Source organism: Vibrio sp. J2-3(2022), assembly GCF_021725735.1.
GTDB classification, from domain to species: domain Bacteria; phylum Pseudomonadota; class Gammaproteobacteria; order Enterobacterales; family Vibrionaceae; genus Vibrio; species Vibrio diabolicus.
Genome location: NZ_JAKKCK010000001.1, coordinates 1,605,163 through 1,620,257 on the forward strand (window position 1 = coordinate 1,605,163; position 15,095 = coordinate 1,620,257).

Annotated in this window: 11 protein-coding genes; 5 read left to right on the top strand and 6 right to left on the bottom strand. The window is 44.8% G+C overall.

Translation table 11 applies throughout. From position 1 onward, the window contains the following. Positions 1-139 precede the first annotated feature (139 nt). The 4 genes from L3V27_RS06975 to L3V27_RS06990 all read right to left on the bottom strand — a co-directional run bounded on the left by L3V27_RS06975 (position 140) and on the right by L3V27_RS06990 (position 4,878). Entirely contained in the window at positions 140-1,753 is a 1,614-nt protein-coding gene (locus L3V27_RS06975) for an alpha-amylase family glycosyl hydrolase (protein ID WP_237311417.1), read from the bottom strand. 120 nt (positions 1,754-1,873) lie between these two features. Further along, entirely contained in the window at positions 1,874-2,380 is a 507-nt protein-coding gene (locus L3V27_RS06980; protein ID WP_006740821.1) for a hypothetical protein, read from the bottom strand. 316 nt (positions 2,381-2,696) lie between these two features. Further along, positions 2,697-3,506 carry a MalM family protein gene (locus L3V27_RS06985; RefSeq protein ID WP_237311418.1) on the bottom strand — a complete coding sequence of 270 codons (810 nt, stop codon included), beginning with the start codon at positions 3,504-3,506 and terminating at the stop codon, positions 2,697-2,699. 100 nt (positions 3,507-3,606) lie between these two features. Further along, positions 3,607-4,878 (bottom strand): maltoporin, encoded by a 1,272-nt coding sequence (locus L3V27_RS06990; RefSeq protein WP_006740823.1) that lies wholly within the window; start codon positions 4,876-4,878, stop codon positions 3,607-3,609. A 446-nt stretch (positions 4,879-5,324) separates the two neighbouring features. Between L3V27_RS06990 and glgX the strand changes: the two genes are divergently transcribed. The 4 genes from glgX (at position 5,325) to L3V27_RS07010 (ending at position 10,005) form a co-directional block, all read left to right on the top strand. After that, on the top strand, positions 5,325-7,295 hold the full coding sequence (gene glgX / locus L3V27_RS06995; RefSeq protein WP_237311420.1) for a glycogen debranching protein GlgX: 1,971 nt from the start codon (positions 5,325-5,327) through the stop codon (positions 7,293-7,295). 160 nt (positions 7,296-7,455) lie between these two features. Beyond that, positions 7,456-8,100, top strand: a complete 645-nt coding sequence (locus L3V27_RS07000) for a recombinase family protein (RefSeq protein ID WP_237311421.1) — start codon at positions 7,456-7,458, stop codon at positions 8,098-8,100. Next, entirely contained in the window at positions 8,097-9,281 is a 1,185-nt protein-coding gene (locus L3V27_RS07005; protein WP_048625450.1) for a multidrug effflux MFS transporter, read from the top strand. The genes L3V27_RS07000 and L3V27_RS07005 overlap by 4 nt, the downstream gene beginning before the upstream one ends. 79 nt (positions 9,282-9,360) lie before the next feature. Next, the gene (locus L3V27_RS07010) at positions 9,361-10,005 is read left to right on the top strand and encodes an START domain-containing protein (RefSeq protein ID WP_209021023.1); all 645 of its coding nucleotides are present in this window, start codon (positions 9,361-9,363) and stop codon (positions 10,003-10,005) included. A gap of 16 nt (positions 10,006-10,021) precedes the next feature. On the opposite strand, the gene L3V27_RS07015 is transcribed toward L3V27_RS07010, so the two are convergent. Next, positions 10,022-10,231, bottom strand: coding sequence for a DUF3955 domain-containing protein (locus tag L3V27_RS07015; RefSeq protein ID WP_104972970.1), 210 nt, complete (start codon positions 10,229-10,231; stop codon positions 10,022-10,024). 505 nt (positions 10,232-10,736) lie between these two features. Between L3V27_RS07015 and L3V27_RS07020 the strand changes: the two genes are divergently transcribed. Then, entirely contained in the window at positions 10,737-12,983 is a 2,247-nt protein-coding gene (locus tag L3V27_RS07020; protein ID WP_237311423.1) for a CehA/McbA family metallohydrolase, read from the top strand. A gap of 90 nt (positions 12,984-13,073) precedes the next feature. On the opposite strand, the gene L3V27_RS07025 is transcribed toward L3V27_RS07020, so the two are convergent. After that, a complete protein-coding gene (locus L3V27_RS07025; RefSeq protein ID WP_185090717.1) occupies positions 13,074-14,828 on the bottom strand; it encodes a hypothetical protein in 1,755 nt (584 codons plus the stop codon). Positions 14,829-15,095 lie beyond the last annotated feature (267 nt).

The window sequence follows — 15,095 nt, forward strand, 5'->3', positions numbered from 1 at the left end:
TGGAAAACCATTAAGGGAAAAGTAAAACAGACAGAAAAAAGCCAAGTGTGCGCCTATGGGGGTCAGCAACAACACTTGGCTTGTGTATAAGAAAGCTTGTGGTCAGCTCAACTGGTGAGCATCAATTCTGGATAATTCCTTAAGGTGTTACCGCAAAGAATCGACCTTGTAATGGCGACATCGGAATTTGATATTGACCATTGCTCGGAGTAATTTTTTCATTCGTGAGCAAATCCACCAACTCACCTGTGCCAACACTCTCCTGAGTAAGAATGACAGTTCTCGCGTTCTCTAAGGTATTTAGCGCAAACAAGACTTTGTCTGTACCAGATTGTTTCAAGTCCACATAACTGCCGTTACTCGCAACTAAATTCGTGCGTGACCCCTGATACAATGCTGGGTGCGCACTGCGCATCGTCATCAGCGATTTCACGTAAGCTTTGAGATCGGCTTGGTTTGCGTCAAGTGTCGCCGTCACACCTTCAATTTTTGCACTGCTGCGCGCAACGTGATCATCGCACAAACCTTGAATGGCGCAGGTGTTGTTGTCTTCTTTTGCGGCAAAACCATCCACTTGATCCCCGATTTCATCGCCGTAGTACAGCGTGATTGGCCCAGTGTAGGCAGCTTGGAAGGCAAACGCAGCTTTATGGCGTAACCAATATTCTGCATCATTCACATCCGCCAAGTTTCCGCGTTGCAACAAGTCACCAAAGCGCACTAAATCATGGTTGCCGATCATCAAATTCGGTTGCGCATGCGTTGGATATTGGTTGTGTGTGCTGTAGCCGTTGTCTAGCCAATCCACACCGCGACCACCCACGCCGCTCTCATTCACGGCCAAAGTTTCTACGATGCGATAGCGCATCGGGAAGTCAAATGCAGAGCACAATGCTGGATCGCTGTGCGATCCATACGCCTCATTCGCGATCTCAGACTCCCCTTTCCAAATCTCTGCCACCATGTAACCCAACGGATTCACTTGTTCGCCTTTGCTATTGGTGTACGTGACACCTTGCGAGGCTTCATCGACAGCTTTACGAAGTTGTGTCCAAGCGTCTGTCGGAACTTGATAGGCTTGATCTAAACGCCAGCCGTCAATCTTGAGTTCTTTGATCCAATACGTTGCTACCTCTTTGTAGAAGTCGAGACTGGCCGGGTAATCAACGGGGTTACTCGATCCCGTTGGCAACAAGCCGGAGGGAGATGGTTTGATCAAACCATCTTTGTGATGACCAAATACGCCATCAAAAAACACGTATAAACCGCGCTTGTGTGCTTCTTCTACTAGAGTTTTCGCGGTCGCTAAATCACCAAATTTTGGGTCGATCTTAAAGTAATCTGTCGCAAAATAGCCCGTGGCGTCCAAACGATCGGCCCAGTGATCTTGTCCTGCTATCGCTTCAGACTCAAAAATCGGCGTCAACCAAATCGCGTTCATCCCTAAATCTTGGATGTAATCAAGTGAATCAATCACCCCTTGCAAATCGCCATTATGGTGACTGGTGCCATAGCCCGTACCGTGACCAATGCTTGCATCACCATCCACAAAACTCTCTACCATGATTTGATAAGTACGAAGTTGGTTACTTTGCGCCATGACATTGGCTTGGCAAGCATAACTGGTATCCGGTAGCGGAGTGCTGCTATTAGTATCGCCACCACCAGAAGAATGACACGCAGATAAAGCACCAATCACACTTAACGCAAGCAGCGATCGATACAGGCGATGGTTACGTCGGACGTTACGCATTTTACTCTCCCTAACTTACTCAAATTAAGTAAAAACATTTGAGTAATAAAATAAACCCCAACATGCTTCCCATGTAGGGATTTATAAATAAAAACAGATTTTAAATAACTGAATGGAATATTATTGACACTTATTTACCATAACATGAAGCGGTTTGCCTTTTCCTTCAAATTGAAGGCTCCAGACATATTTCCCGTCTTCTTTAATATCAACTGAAGTATCTGTACCGTAACCACCAAATGTTAATGGTGTTAATTCACCAACGTTCATTCGATTGCCTTTTGCGGTAAATTGTGGGAACCACAATTCTGTCGCATACTGCATTTTGTAGGAGCCTACTTTTTCTTGAACCACAGCTTGGTAGAAGTTATTTCCTTTGTAGGTGTATTGACGTTGAGGCACGTGTTTCCAGTCGGAATCCGCAAACGTACCCACCACAAACAGTGGTTTAGAAATTGGTCCTTTCGCCGTGCTATCTGGGTTGTCACACGCTTTCATGAAAGCAACCACTTCGTCTTGAGACATATTCACAACGGGCTCTGCAGCCGCTTCTGGTTCTGCAGTCGATTGACACCCCACTAAGGCAACAAGTAGGGCAGCAGCAAGAGAGGTCTTCATCATGTTCATTTCACGTAATTCCTTTTTAGTATATCCAAAGTAAAATAAACTCAACGTTTAAAAGAAATATTAATCGTTATTAAAATGGAAATATCAAACGCCAAATAAATATCGTCGGATTGCGAATTTAAATTACTTCGATAAGTTTATTTATTTCCTAAGTAAAAAAATAAGTTAGGAACTGTCAATAATTATTGATCTAACCAATATAAAAAACAAAACAATAAAAATAATTATGTGAATAAGATAACTCTATGTAGGGGTATTTTTATTGGTTTATATTCTATGAAAAAAGGCCAGCATTTTGCTGGCCTTTTATATTCAGTTATTTTTTATTTACGGCTTTCACAAACACTTGTTGCGCACCTTCAATACCCAGTTCTTTTGCTTCATCGAGCAATGTGAGTGCTTTCGGAATATCGTTCGCTGCCACTGCCGCTTCAATTGAGCTGTGGTAGTAGCTAGTGAGATCCGTACCTTGAGGAATGTTGTCGTTTTTCGCAACAATCTTGGTATTCACGATATCATTTGCGGATACCGACAAACGGAACTGACCCAGTGGTCTGTGTTTCGCTAAAGGGTCTGCAATATCTGGCGGCTGAGTGTGGCGCGCCATGGCGAAGGCTTTTGCAGGATGCAGAACTTGAGTACTGCCTTTTAGATCAGCGGAAGTCGTGTACACCAATACATGCAGATCGTTACCTGTCATGTCTGGAATCACATTGAGATCAAGTACGAATTTATCATTGTCCAACAGTTTTGCTGGTTCGTACTTAAACTTTGAGAAATCTGCTTGGTAAATGGTTTCTCCTGCCGAGTTCATCACTGCGACATTAGGAGCATAAAATTGAAGTTCTTTACTTACGAATGTCTCTAATTTGATATCGAGACTGCCACGGTTGCCCGGAAGAGCAAACGCTGCAATAGCGCCAGCACTGTTACCATCCAACAGCATTTGGCTTTTATTAGTCAAAGCGAATTCAGTAACCACAGGTACATCAACCGTTACCCATTGAATATCACCCGATTGAGTGATCACTTGTTGCTGACCTTTTGGACTCATCTCTACTTGTTCTACGGACGCACAACCAGTAGCCAACATGCCCAGCAGTACGGGAGCAAGCCATTTTTTCATTACTGTCTACCTCGACTCTTTATTGTTTTTTAAATAAATACAGCCAGATAAGTTCTGGCTGTATCATTCTAGGACAATTTAGGACTTAGTGGTTAGATGATTACCACCAAGCTTCAGCTTGTACACCGAATTGGAACGTATCGTCTGAACGACCGTTGTCAAATGTGTTAGAGTTGTCTTCTTTGTCAGCCGTTAGGTAAGAAGCGTAAACACGGATTTCAGGACGAGCCCAGAAGCTAGAACCAGCAGACCATGCTTGAGCAACAGTTAGCTTACCGTATTTGTTTTCGTCGCCGTCGTTATCGTCGATAGCGTAACCAGCTTCGAAGATAGTTTTGTGGTTGTCATCCCATTTGTACATTGGACGAACTACAACAGACATTGTTTCCCACTTGTCTTGGCCAGCCCACATGTCTTCACCAACACCGTAAACTAACTGGTGACCCATTTCCCAGCTGTCACCCATGCCGATTACACCCCAGTTGATTAGGCGGTAACCAGATGCACCGTTATCAGCTTCTGCGCCGTACCAGCTACCGTCGCCGTAGAATGCCATTGTTTTTGAGTAGCCTTCAGTACCGTACTGAAGCACTGTTTTGTTGAAACCAGCGTCTAGACCTTGAGTCAATTCTGCTGTGAACATTACGCCGTTTTTCGCATCTTTAGTGCCGTTTGGCGCAGCGTCAGTTTCGTTAAGGATTGCGTAGTTCAAGCCCATTTCTAGAGAACCGTTGTCCCATAGAGGAAGACCTGCATAACGTACGTCTAGAGTGTTAACGTTTGTATCGCCGCCATCGTTACCTGGATCTGCGATATCGCCACGGTCGTTACGAACCCAAGCGAAAGAAACTTTACCTGGACCAGCTTCGATACCTTCAACACCAGCGCCCGCGCCAGAGATGTTCCAGTAGTAGAAGTCTGAGATATGAATGTCGTGACGTTGGTAGTAGCGCTTACCAGCCCAAAGTGTTGCTTCTGGAGCAAAGTTTAGTAGGCCTTTAGCTTGAACGTTGAATTGACGTAGTGCGAATTGTGCATCATCAACACATTTCACTTCGCCGTTATCCAAACCACAGTTAGCAGAAGTGCTTTCCCAGTCGTTTGAACCATTAGAAGTCATTGCAACCATAGAGTCTACGTAGAACGTTTTGCCGTTGTTGTTGTAAACTTCTTTACCTAGTTGAATCTCGCCGTAGATATCGCTTTCATTACCTAGACGACCGATCTTGTTCTTTTCGAATGTTAATTGTTGACCACCGTCAGCGTTCACGCCAACGCCAGCACGCATGTAACCGTGGAAATCCACTGCGAACGCAGAACCAGCAGCTAAAGTTGCAGCCACAGCAGCAGCAATTGCACTTACTTTTTTCATTCTTAACTCCATTAAGGGTATTTATAATTCTGTCTTCCCTGCTCACTCTTTTAGGTGAATATAGGCAGTAAAAACACACCTAAAGAAAGAGAGGTAAGATGGGAACGAATCCCCGTTTGTTTCAACAGTTATGAGATTACCCGAGGCGTACAAGGATGACTTCCTCCGCCCCAAACTAATTTAGGGGGGATGAGAAGGGAGTAGAAAATTTACCGAATGGTGTTTTTTCGAGTCAGATCACCAATCTAGGGAGGAATTAGTAAGTTTATTCGGTTTTGAGCCGCTACAAAGTGATAGCCATTTCATATTTTTGACTCTAAGCCGTCACATAAAGTAATTAAATTACATGAATATTTTTATATTTAGGGTGGTTGACCTTAGTAAGACAAAGTTTTTAACTTATAGTTTCCTAAAGGTAGCAATAAATATTAAATAAAGTATCTCCGATGACACGACTTCTCTCTCGCCCTTACCCCTTGGGTGCAACTGTAAATAAAGAAGGTTGTAACTTCTCTATTCACGCTCCGGGGAATAAAGACATAAAACTCGCCCTGTTTGCAGACGATGGCAGTTACGCGCTTCATGATTTACCGAATGAATACGCTGGCATACGTCATACTTTTATTCCGGATATTAAGCCGGGGCAAAAATACGGTTACCTTGTCTCCCACAAGGAAGAGCCACTATTAATTTCTGACCCTTACGCAAAGTCAATTGATAAAGCCCTCCATTACCACCCTCCCTACTCTCCAGCCAAAAGTTTCGATATGCCGAAGTGCATCGTTATCGAAGATAATTTTGACTGGCAAGATACGGATCATCCGCGTATACCCAGAGAAGAGATGGTGTTGTTTGAGACACACGTCAAAGGGCTTACCCAACTCCACCCAGAAGTTGAGGACAAACTGAAGGGGCGCTATTTAGGTCTTGCGTCACCTGAAATGCTGGCCTTTTATGAACAGCAAAACATCAACACGCTGCAATTGCTACCTGTCGCTGCGTGCATGCATGAGCCTCACCTACTAGAGATGGAAAAGGTCAATTATTGGGGATACAACCCTTATCTCTTTATGGTACCCGATCCGCGCTACGCAGAAAAAGACGCCGTCACAGAGCTCAAAACAACGATTCGAGAACTGCACAAAAACGGCATCGAAGTGATTCTCGACGTAGTTTACAACCACACCGCAGAGGGGGGGGAAGGGCCTACAATTTTCAACCTGAAAGCGCTCGATTCCCGTTTTTACATCAAACATGGCAACCACTTCGCAAATTACACTGGTTGTGGCAACACGGTCGATCTCACCTATCAACCCGCTTTAAATCTTGTAATGGATACATTGCGCTACTGGGTTAGCGAATTTAAAGTCGATGGTTTTCGTTTCGACTTAGCCGCAACGTTAGGGCGTCAAGGCGATGATTACAACCCTGAAGCAGCTTTCTTTAAAGCCGTCGCGCAAGACCCAATTTTGCGTGAAACTAAATTGATTGCCGAACCTTGGGATATTGGTCCAAATGGCTACCAAGTGGGTAACTTTCCATTTGGTTGGAACGAATGTAATGACAAACTGCGTGATATTTCCCGCAGTTTTTGGCGCGGTGATCAAGGCTATTTAAAAGAGTTTGCCACTCGATTAATGGGCTCTCGTGATATTTATAGTGCAGCGAACTGGCCATACAAACTCACGGTGAATTACATCACGTATCACGATGGCTTCACACTGCAAGATTTAGTGTCTTACAAGCACAAACACAATGAAGCTAATGGCGAAGAAAATCGCGACGGCCACGGTGACAATCGCTCAGAAAACTACGGTGTCGAAGGCGAGACAGAAAATCTGATGATCATCGCCACGCGTGAGAAGCAAAAACGCAACCTTATTGCCAGCTTGCTGTTTGCTTTTGGAATCCCACACATCCTCACTGCTGACGTGCTGTCTCACACCCAAGGCGGTAACAATAATGCCTATTGCCAAGATAACGAAACCAGTTGGCTTAACTGGGGAGAAACGGAGCGTAAGCAACATTTCAAAACGTGGATGTCACAAATGGTCGCCAACCGAAATCAATACATGGTGCCATTTATCCGAGCTTTCAGTGGCGAAAACCGCAATAACAACCGTATTTTCTGGCGCCGTACAGACGGTCGCTTAATGGAGCACGATGATTGGAACCGTTTAAGCTCTGTCGCACTTCACCTTGGTATCGGTAAAGAAGGACAAGAGCTGGTCTATCTCATCAACCAAACTAACGCCACAGCGCGCTTTAAGCTCCCTAATGAGCGAAAGCAAGAATGGGTAACGATCTGCGACACAAACGTACGTAACCTCAACCCAGGGCATGCTGAAGGCGAGGTTTTGCTATCACCTACTTCGATGGTGATTTTGCATTACCACCCGAAATCAGATCAATCATAGAACAATAACCCGGAAAGCTTATATACACGACTTTAATAGTAAAAGACCCGAAGTCCGTTAACGACTTCGGGTCCATTTAGTGTTGTAAGCATTAATGAACCTCTGTATATTTATGAGCCATTACAGTATGTGAACCACACAAAAAAGGCTCATAATCTATATGACTACTTATCTTTACACACGTTACTCGCCAAAGAATCGAGCTTATCAAGAGCACCTCGGTGTCCTAAAAGCGTTCGTGCCTGACGCCCAACATTTTGAGGATAAGGTTCGCGGTTGCATGCCTCCAGCAGAACGAGAAGCTTTCCAACAGCTACTCAATATCGTCAAAGCAGGTGATACGATTGTGCTCTGGTGGCTAACGGCATTTGGTCGAGATTTTAGTCAGGCGTTAAATACAATCAAAGTGTTACTAGCAAAAGGGGTCACACTGAAAACCGTTTGTGAGCCACTCACATTTGAACCGGATTCTGTTCAAACTCAAACGCTACTCACCGTGTTATCTGGATATGGAAAAGTGCAGACTGAACATCGCCTGTTTGCCGCAGAGCAAGGACGGCAAGCCATTAAAGATCAACCAGATTTGTGGAAACAGAAATTTCGCGGACGCCCAGCAGACAAAACTAAACACCAACAGATCGCAACGTTGCTGTTAGAAGGCTATACGTTGAAGAGTGTTTCGGAGCAGTGTGATGTCAGCCTATCTACCGTAAAACGCGTCAAATCTAAGTTAAATGAAGTGGATGATGAAGGCTGCCTCAGAACACGAAAGCAAAGAGGTTATTCTGATGGTGATCCATCATGAGTCGCCCAATCAACTTTCGCACTATCTTACTCGCCTGTCTTATTATCAGTGTTGGCCAATTGAGCATGGGGCTTGTTATGCCCTCTTTGCCATGGATCGCAAAAGACTTTTCTATCTCCCTTGATCAAGCCCAACTGCTCGTGAGTATTTACTTACTCGGCTTTGGTCCCTCTCAGTTCATTTACGGTCCGGTATCGGATGCTTTGGGTCGAAAAAAAGTGCTGCTGACGGGCTTGCTCATCGCGATGTCTGGTCTATTAATGATCATTTTCCTCAGTGACACCTTCACAGGCATGGTGATGGGGCGTTTTCTACAAGGCTTAGGAACTGGGTGCTGCGCGGTACTCGCGAGAGCATCGACTCGGGATAGATTTAGCGGTGATGAGCTCCCTGTCGCCATGTCTTATATCGCTATGGCAGCTTCGATCACGCCACTCATTGCGCCTGTGATTGGCGGCTTTATCAACTTCCACTTTGGTTGGAGTATGGTGTTCATTTCACTGCTAGGTTATGTCTCACTCGCTTGGGTAATCATCGCCTTTAAGTTTACAGAAACCATAGCAAAACGATCTGTTATTCCGTCACCACGCAACATGCTTTTCCAGTATCGAGACTTGGTGACGTCACGTTACTTTATGAGTTTTGCCAGCATCAGTTGGTTAAACTTCAGCCTGATGATAACGACCGTGTCCGTGATGCCATTTATCATGCAAGACCAAATTGGCATGACATCCGATCAATACGCAATGTGGGCACTCATTCCCGCTTTAGGTATGTTAGGCGGCACCACGATTTGTAACCGAGTAAGGCCAATTATCGGCAACAAAAGAATGCTACTTTGTAGTCCATTCCTGCATCTCAGTGCTGCAATATGGTTGTTCTTCTGCCCGGTAGAACCGCTGTATTTAATGTTGGGGCAACTATTAATGATCTTAGGTAACGGCATTGCCCTACCTTGCGCGCAAGCCATGGTAATGCAACCCTACAAAAAGCAGGCTGGTGCTGCAGCAGCCATGTCTGGAGGTGGACAAATGATCGTATCCTCATTGGTCAGCTTAACATTGGTACAGCTTGGTTTAAGCCAAGCCTGGCATCTATCAATCGTTATTGTGGTGTTTGCAGCCATAACGCTCACCAATATTCAACGAGGTTTTGGAGCAGATCAACCTTCAGAACAGTAACGAAAAGACTTACTATTGTTCTTACAATTAAGAACACATCGTATAAGCTTTAACTAAGGATAAGTTGGCGGGTACTAACATGATGTTGCATTTACGAATTGGCGCGCTACTACTCGCCACTTTTATATCCACTGGCACCACCGCGAAAGCCAACGAGTACTGGCAATTTGATAGTGACGATAACGGAATCACTATCTACTCTCGAGAGCATACCGACGGTTTAGTTGAGATTCGTGCTCGGATGTTCACACCCACCAGCTATGGCGCATTTTTAACGCTATTGGAAGATAGTGACAACATCCCGAACTGGATTGACAATGCCAGTCATAGCCGGGTTTTAAATCAAATATCAGCCACCGAAAACATCGTTTATACCCAATTTACGGCGCCATGGCCTGCAAAAAATCGTGATATGCTCACCTACTCTGAATATTGGGTCGATGAGCTTGGGTTCACGATAAAAATCAAAAGCGCACCAGACTCATATCTTGCTGAACAAAAGGGCTATGTTCGCATTCGTTCGGTTGCTGCAACTTGGGAATTACAAAAGCTCACTAATGGCACGACACTCATTGACTACAAAGCGTTTGCTGACCCCGGAGGCCTTTTGCCAATCTGGCTAATCAACAAACTATCAAAACAAAGTGCACGAGCAACATTTAGTAACCTAAGGAAAGAGTTACCAAAATATCAGCAATACTCCCATCCTCAGATAAAGGAGTAAACTTCACGTTTGCTCTTTAATTACGATTACGGTGTTTGAAAAAAGTGCCCACAAAAGAGGCGAAGGCTAACCCCAAAAAGAGCCAAAACAAAGGGATAAACCCAAATGGCTCTACTAATAAGCCATTTTCATCTACGTAAGAGCCCTGAGCGTGGTACGCAATTAAACATGCCACACCACTCAAAAACAAAACTATGCTCAGTTTATATTTACGAATAAACCCCATCTAAACCTCAAGCAATCAATTGATATGTCTTCGACATATTGCCACCGTATATAGTTCACTCAAAAAACATAGTGTCTCTATGTTTGCTCCAATCTTTATTAGAGATCTTTTAGTCAGAGACAAGATAAAAACCCAAACATAAAGAATAAAAAGTCAAATTTAACTCAAAATATTATATGCGTTCTCAGAACTATCTTGACCTTTTTTCTCACATATACAGTGTAATTGTTATCATTTTGTTTGCTCAATGCTGCCAAAAATCGTTCACACTTCTCTCAAAATAATTAGTGTTCTAAATATTTTTATTACTCTACGCAAAAACAAACCAAACAACAAAAAACCTTTAAAATCAAAAATTAATATTTAAAAATCAATTGTAAAACAATAATAGTAACGAGTTGACCTCTTCATCTCTTTCACTTTTTTAATTGAACGTCTAATCAAGTTAACGCACAATGCCATCGACAACTCACATAATAAATCATGAAAAAAAGGAAGTGTCTTCATGCATAATTTTTCAAAAAGTGCAGTGGCAACTTTAATCTCTGGCCTTTTGCTTGGAACTTCAGCGCATGCGGGAGTGAGTATCACACAAGGAAAGACCACGATCCCCGATGGCGAAGCAACACACGCTCAAGACATTACCGTTCAAAACGAACATGTCGCCTTCGCTCTCGCTGTTGAATCAGCACCACCATGGGGCGTACCGCGAGGAACATTGGTCGATTTGGCAGCAGTAAAGAACGGTAAAATAGATCTTGACCGAGTCGCCTTTGCTGACTTCATTCCTAACAGCTGGTCCGCATGGCCGAATGATCGCAAATCCATTGAGATTATCGAAGACAGCGACAATAAAGCGGTCATTAAAGTGAGCCGCAACTTCGATAACGTTGATATCACAACGTGGTATACACTCGCTTCTGGATCTGACTCAATTGCGCTTAAAACGGTCATGACCAACCAAGGTAAAAAAGATCTCGCGTTAGAATCAGGGCACACCATTTGGCCAGACACTGGCTACCAATTTGCCGTGCCGGGGTTGGAAGGGAAAGAAGAATCCATGGCCGACAATGCCCTTGCCGATCGCATGGTCGCTTATGATCGAGACTGGGCCTTTGCACTTCATGCTCCTTATTTTGATCGCGTCAAATACAATGGTCGTGACATGTACCTGGGGCATACCTTGAAAGCAGGTGAAAGCCGCACTTTCCAATCCCGATTACAAGTGGCTCCAAATGGAGACATGGCCCCCATTGTCAAGGCAGAAGCTGACCGACTAGGACAAGCGACAGGCACCATCAACGGCCAATTACGCGCAGATAATGGTCATGTTCCTGAAGATGCTATCGTGATGATCGAAAAAGAAGGACAACCCTATGCCTGGACATTGGCCAAAGATGGCCAGTACAGCATGGCGCTGCCTGAGGGTGAGTACCAAATCTACGGCACAGCGACTGGTCACGCAAACAGCGAGCTGCAATCGATTCAAGTGGCGAGAAATAGCGAGCAAACACTCGATTTTACGTCTCTAAAACGCCCAGCAACTCTCTCACTTCAAGTTGAAGAGGCAACATCAGGTCTGGCCAAAGATGCGAGAATCACCATCCTTGAAGGTCAAGCGCCACCGGTTGAATTTTTGGGTAAACGCACCTTCTTTACCGATCTGCTGCCTGCAGGTCATGCGGAGCTAAAACTGGCACCCGGTCAATACAAATTAGGTATCAACTCTGGTGGAGGCTTTACAGCTAAAACCCAAACATTAGACGTAACCCTAACATCCGGTAAAACGACGAAGCAACGAGTAGAAGTGCCTCAAGTGACGTTTCCTAACCGTCAGCATTGGTATGGCGCAGATTTACACCATCATGGCAACGTGTTGGAAGGCGTTACTCCGCCAGAAATTGTTGTGCGCGCTCAGTTGGCAACGGATCTTGACCTGACTTTCATTAGCGATCATGACTCAACCATTAACCACCAGAAGTTTGCAGAACTATCTGCGAAACGTGGCGTGCCTTTCATCCCGTCGATCGAAGTTTCGCCATCATGGGGACATATGAACCCATTTCCTATCGATAATGGCGCCGAGCTAAAGGTCGATCCTGGCACTGCTGACGTTCACACGTTACTCAACGCCGTACATGAGATGGGGGCTGAAGTCGTACCGATGAACCATCCATACAACGATTATGGCTACTTTACGAACATCGCTAAAAATGCAGTCCCTGGTGGTAAAACGGATCGCTTCGACCTTATGGAGCTTAATGCGCGCGTAGACAATGAACCAACGTTGAAGAAAGCGCATAAACTCTGGGATCAAGGTGAAGCAATGTACTTTACGGCGGGAACCGACACCCACGATGCGTGGAACCAACTCACGGGGCAGATTCGAATGATGGCAAGAGTCGATGGAGAGCTAACACCGTCGAAGTTTGCGCAAGCACTTAAAGCCGGCCATGGCTACGCAACACAAGGCCCTATTCTTTATCCGCAAAACATTATGTTTGGTGAAACAGCAACAGCTGGCGACACGTGGGACATCCACGTCGTTGCAGCCGATGGTCTAAAAGAAATTCGATTGATCGGTAAAGGCGGCAACGTGCTGAATACTCTGACGATTAACCCAAAAGTTGATACTCAACGCATAGAGCTGTCGCTACCTATACCTAGCGACGCAGAGGGATGGATAAGTTTAGAAGTCGAAGATAAAGACGGCAGCACGGCCTGGAGTAACCCTGTTTGGTTGCAGTCATAGTCTTGATGAACGTCCGACTCGATGGTAAACAAACCTGAGTTCGACGATGAAATAAAGGCGGCACTGCGCCGCCTTTTTCTACTCGATGTTTTACTGCTGTGCAACCGTCACGGGTTTGGTCGCACCACGGTAATCAAACTCAAAACCAATACCTTGATCTGTTACATCCATCGTCATACCACCAACAAGCTCGCCTTGTAAGCTTTTCATAACATCATCAGGTAACGGCTCACCAGTCACGGCTGACGCACTTTCCAACACTTCCAAAATGCGTTCTGAATCGAAGTCAAAACTGAACAAGCCATTTGGAGACAGTGGTTGTGCCATCACTTCTTTGCTCGCGTCTTCGGCATTCTCACCACTATAGAGCGTAAAATGGTTTTCGTTTAGACGAGCAAACACATCCATCTTCAAGCCTGTGTGCATTTCGAGCAGGTCACTGACATTAACAGGCTGGTTATCCGGCTGAATTTGTAATTGAGCAAGTTCAGGGACAAACATTTGCGCGGTTTGAATCAGCATCATTGGATCATTGGCAGATAGAGACAACATACCATCTAGCTGGCTAAATACTTCACCGTGCTGAGCATTAGTGTCAACGTGGATATCAAACATCTGCAGGCTTAATCCTTTCAGGCCGTTAACCATGCCGGAGCCCATGCTCACAGCTGCGGCTGGGTTTTGGCCACCCATCTCTTGCTGCATTTGAGTCAATAAAGAGCATTGGTACTGAGGCTGAGTCAAGTCGCTCCAAATCTGACCAATCGATGGCGCTAGCGTATTAATGTCTAAACCAAGCGCCATGCTAAAGAAGCTCTTATCATTGTTCGATTCTGCCAAAACGCCACGAATCGACTTAAGCGCATCTAGAATCACTTTATTTTTCGATTCAACAACAAAAGCACCTTTAATGAATGCCTGCTCGCCTTTCAACTTGTATTCCGCAAATGCGACGGATTGAGGCCAGTTTTCTGCAACTTGAGTAAGTTCAGTATGACAGGCTGGTGAACGCATCTCCTGAATAGTCGGCTCAGGATCAATGGCATCCAGCATGCTGACTTGACGCGCAAAGATATTGCCATCTTTCGTCGTCAAACCTTTAACCAATTCACGGTGATCAACGTAACCGAAAGAGTTATTGTTTTCGCCGTATTTAGCCTGCAACGCCGCTAGGCGTCCACTCTCCGCAATGTTTTGACTTGGTGACTCAAGTCCCAATGCCATTTTAAGCGGGTTTTGAACACCCAGTTGCGGAATATCAACCGTTAACGTAAGTACGTTGTCAACCACGGCAACAACCAAGCCAATGCCATCTTGCGGGTCAACCGAATCTGTCATCTCGTAACGACGAAACTCCACTTCACCAAGTTTAACCAGCTCGTGCTTAGCACCGCTCATCTGCTCTTCGTGATCCAATGTTTTCCATAACGCGGCAGGGTCTTCAATCTTCAATTTGTACACTGGTACCATACCGATTGTGTACAACACAGGGTTAATATTTTCTCCGGTACCTAAGTAGGCTTTTAACGTTTCTGGCGATGCTGCGCTCTCCAGATATCCATCAAACAAGTTAACGGCAAACTGTTGCTGTGGAGAAAGTGGTTCATCGGCAAAAAGTTCAGCAATCGAGCCTTGGTTAGCCGTGCCAAATGCATTCATGTATTTATAATGATTAAAAGGTTCCGTCTGATACGTCACCATGAGCGAATCCGCAGGAACTTGCGAAAGTAGTGATACTGAATCACTCGGGGTAGTATTGTTTTGGTACAGGTAGCCAGCGCCCCCTGCAGCTGCGACCACTGCTGTAGCCAATAGTAGTTTTTTCACGACCAACTCCGTTGTCATAGTTATGTGTTCCTAAGCGAAATATCACGCTTAGGTTTAAAGCCTTTGAATAGCACTTTTATATCGACCGCTATCATAAACAAGTTATCGATATAATGAATGTCGGTTTGATAAATTATCCAACATTTATAAGGTAAACCGTGAAGTAAGTTGAATTGCGTGAGGATGCTATTGGCAATATTCACAATCTAATTTCTCGGATAACCACCTTACAAATCAAAATCTTCAGTTCAATAAAGCGATTTGGAGTAACTACGACCAAAAGCG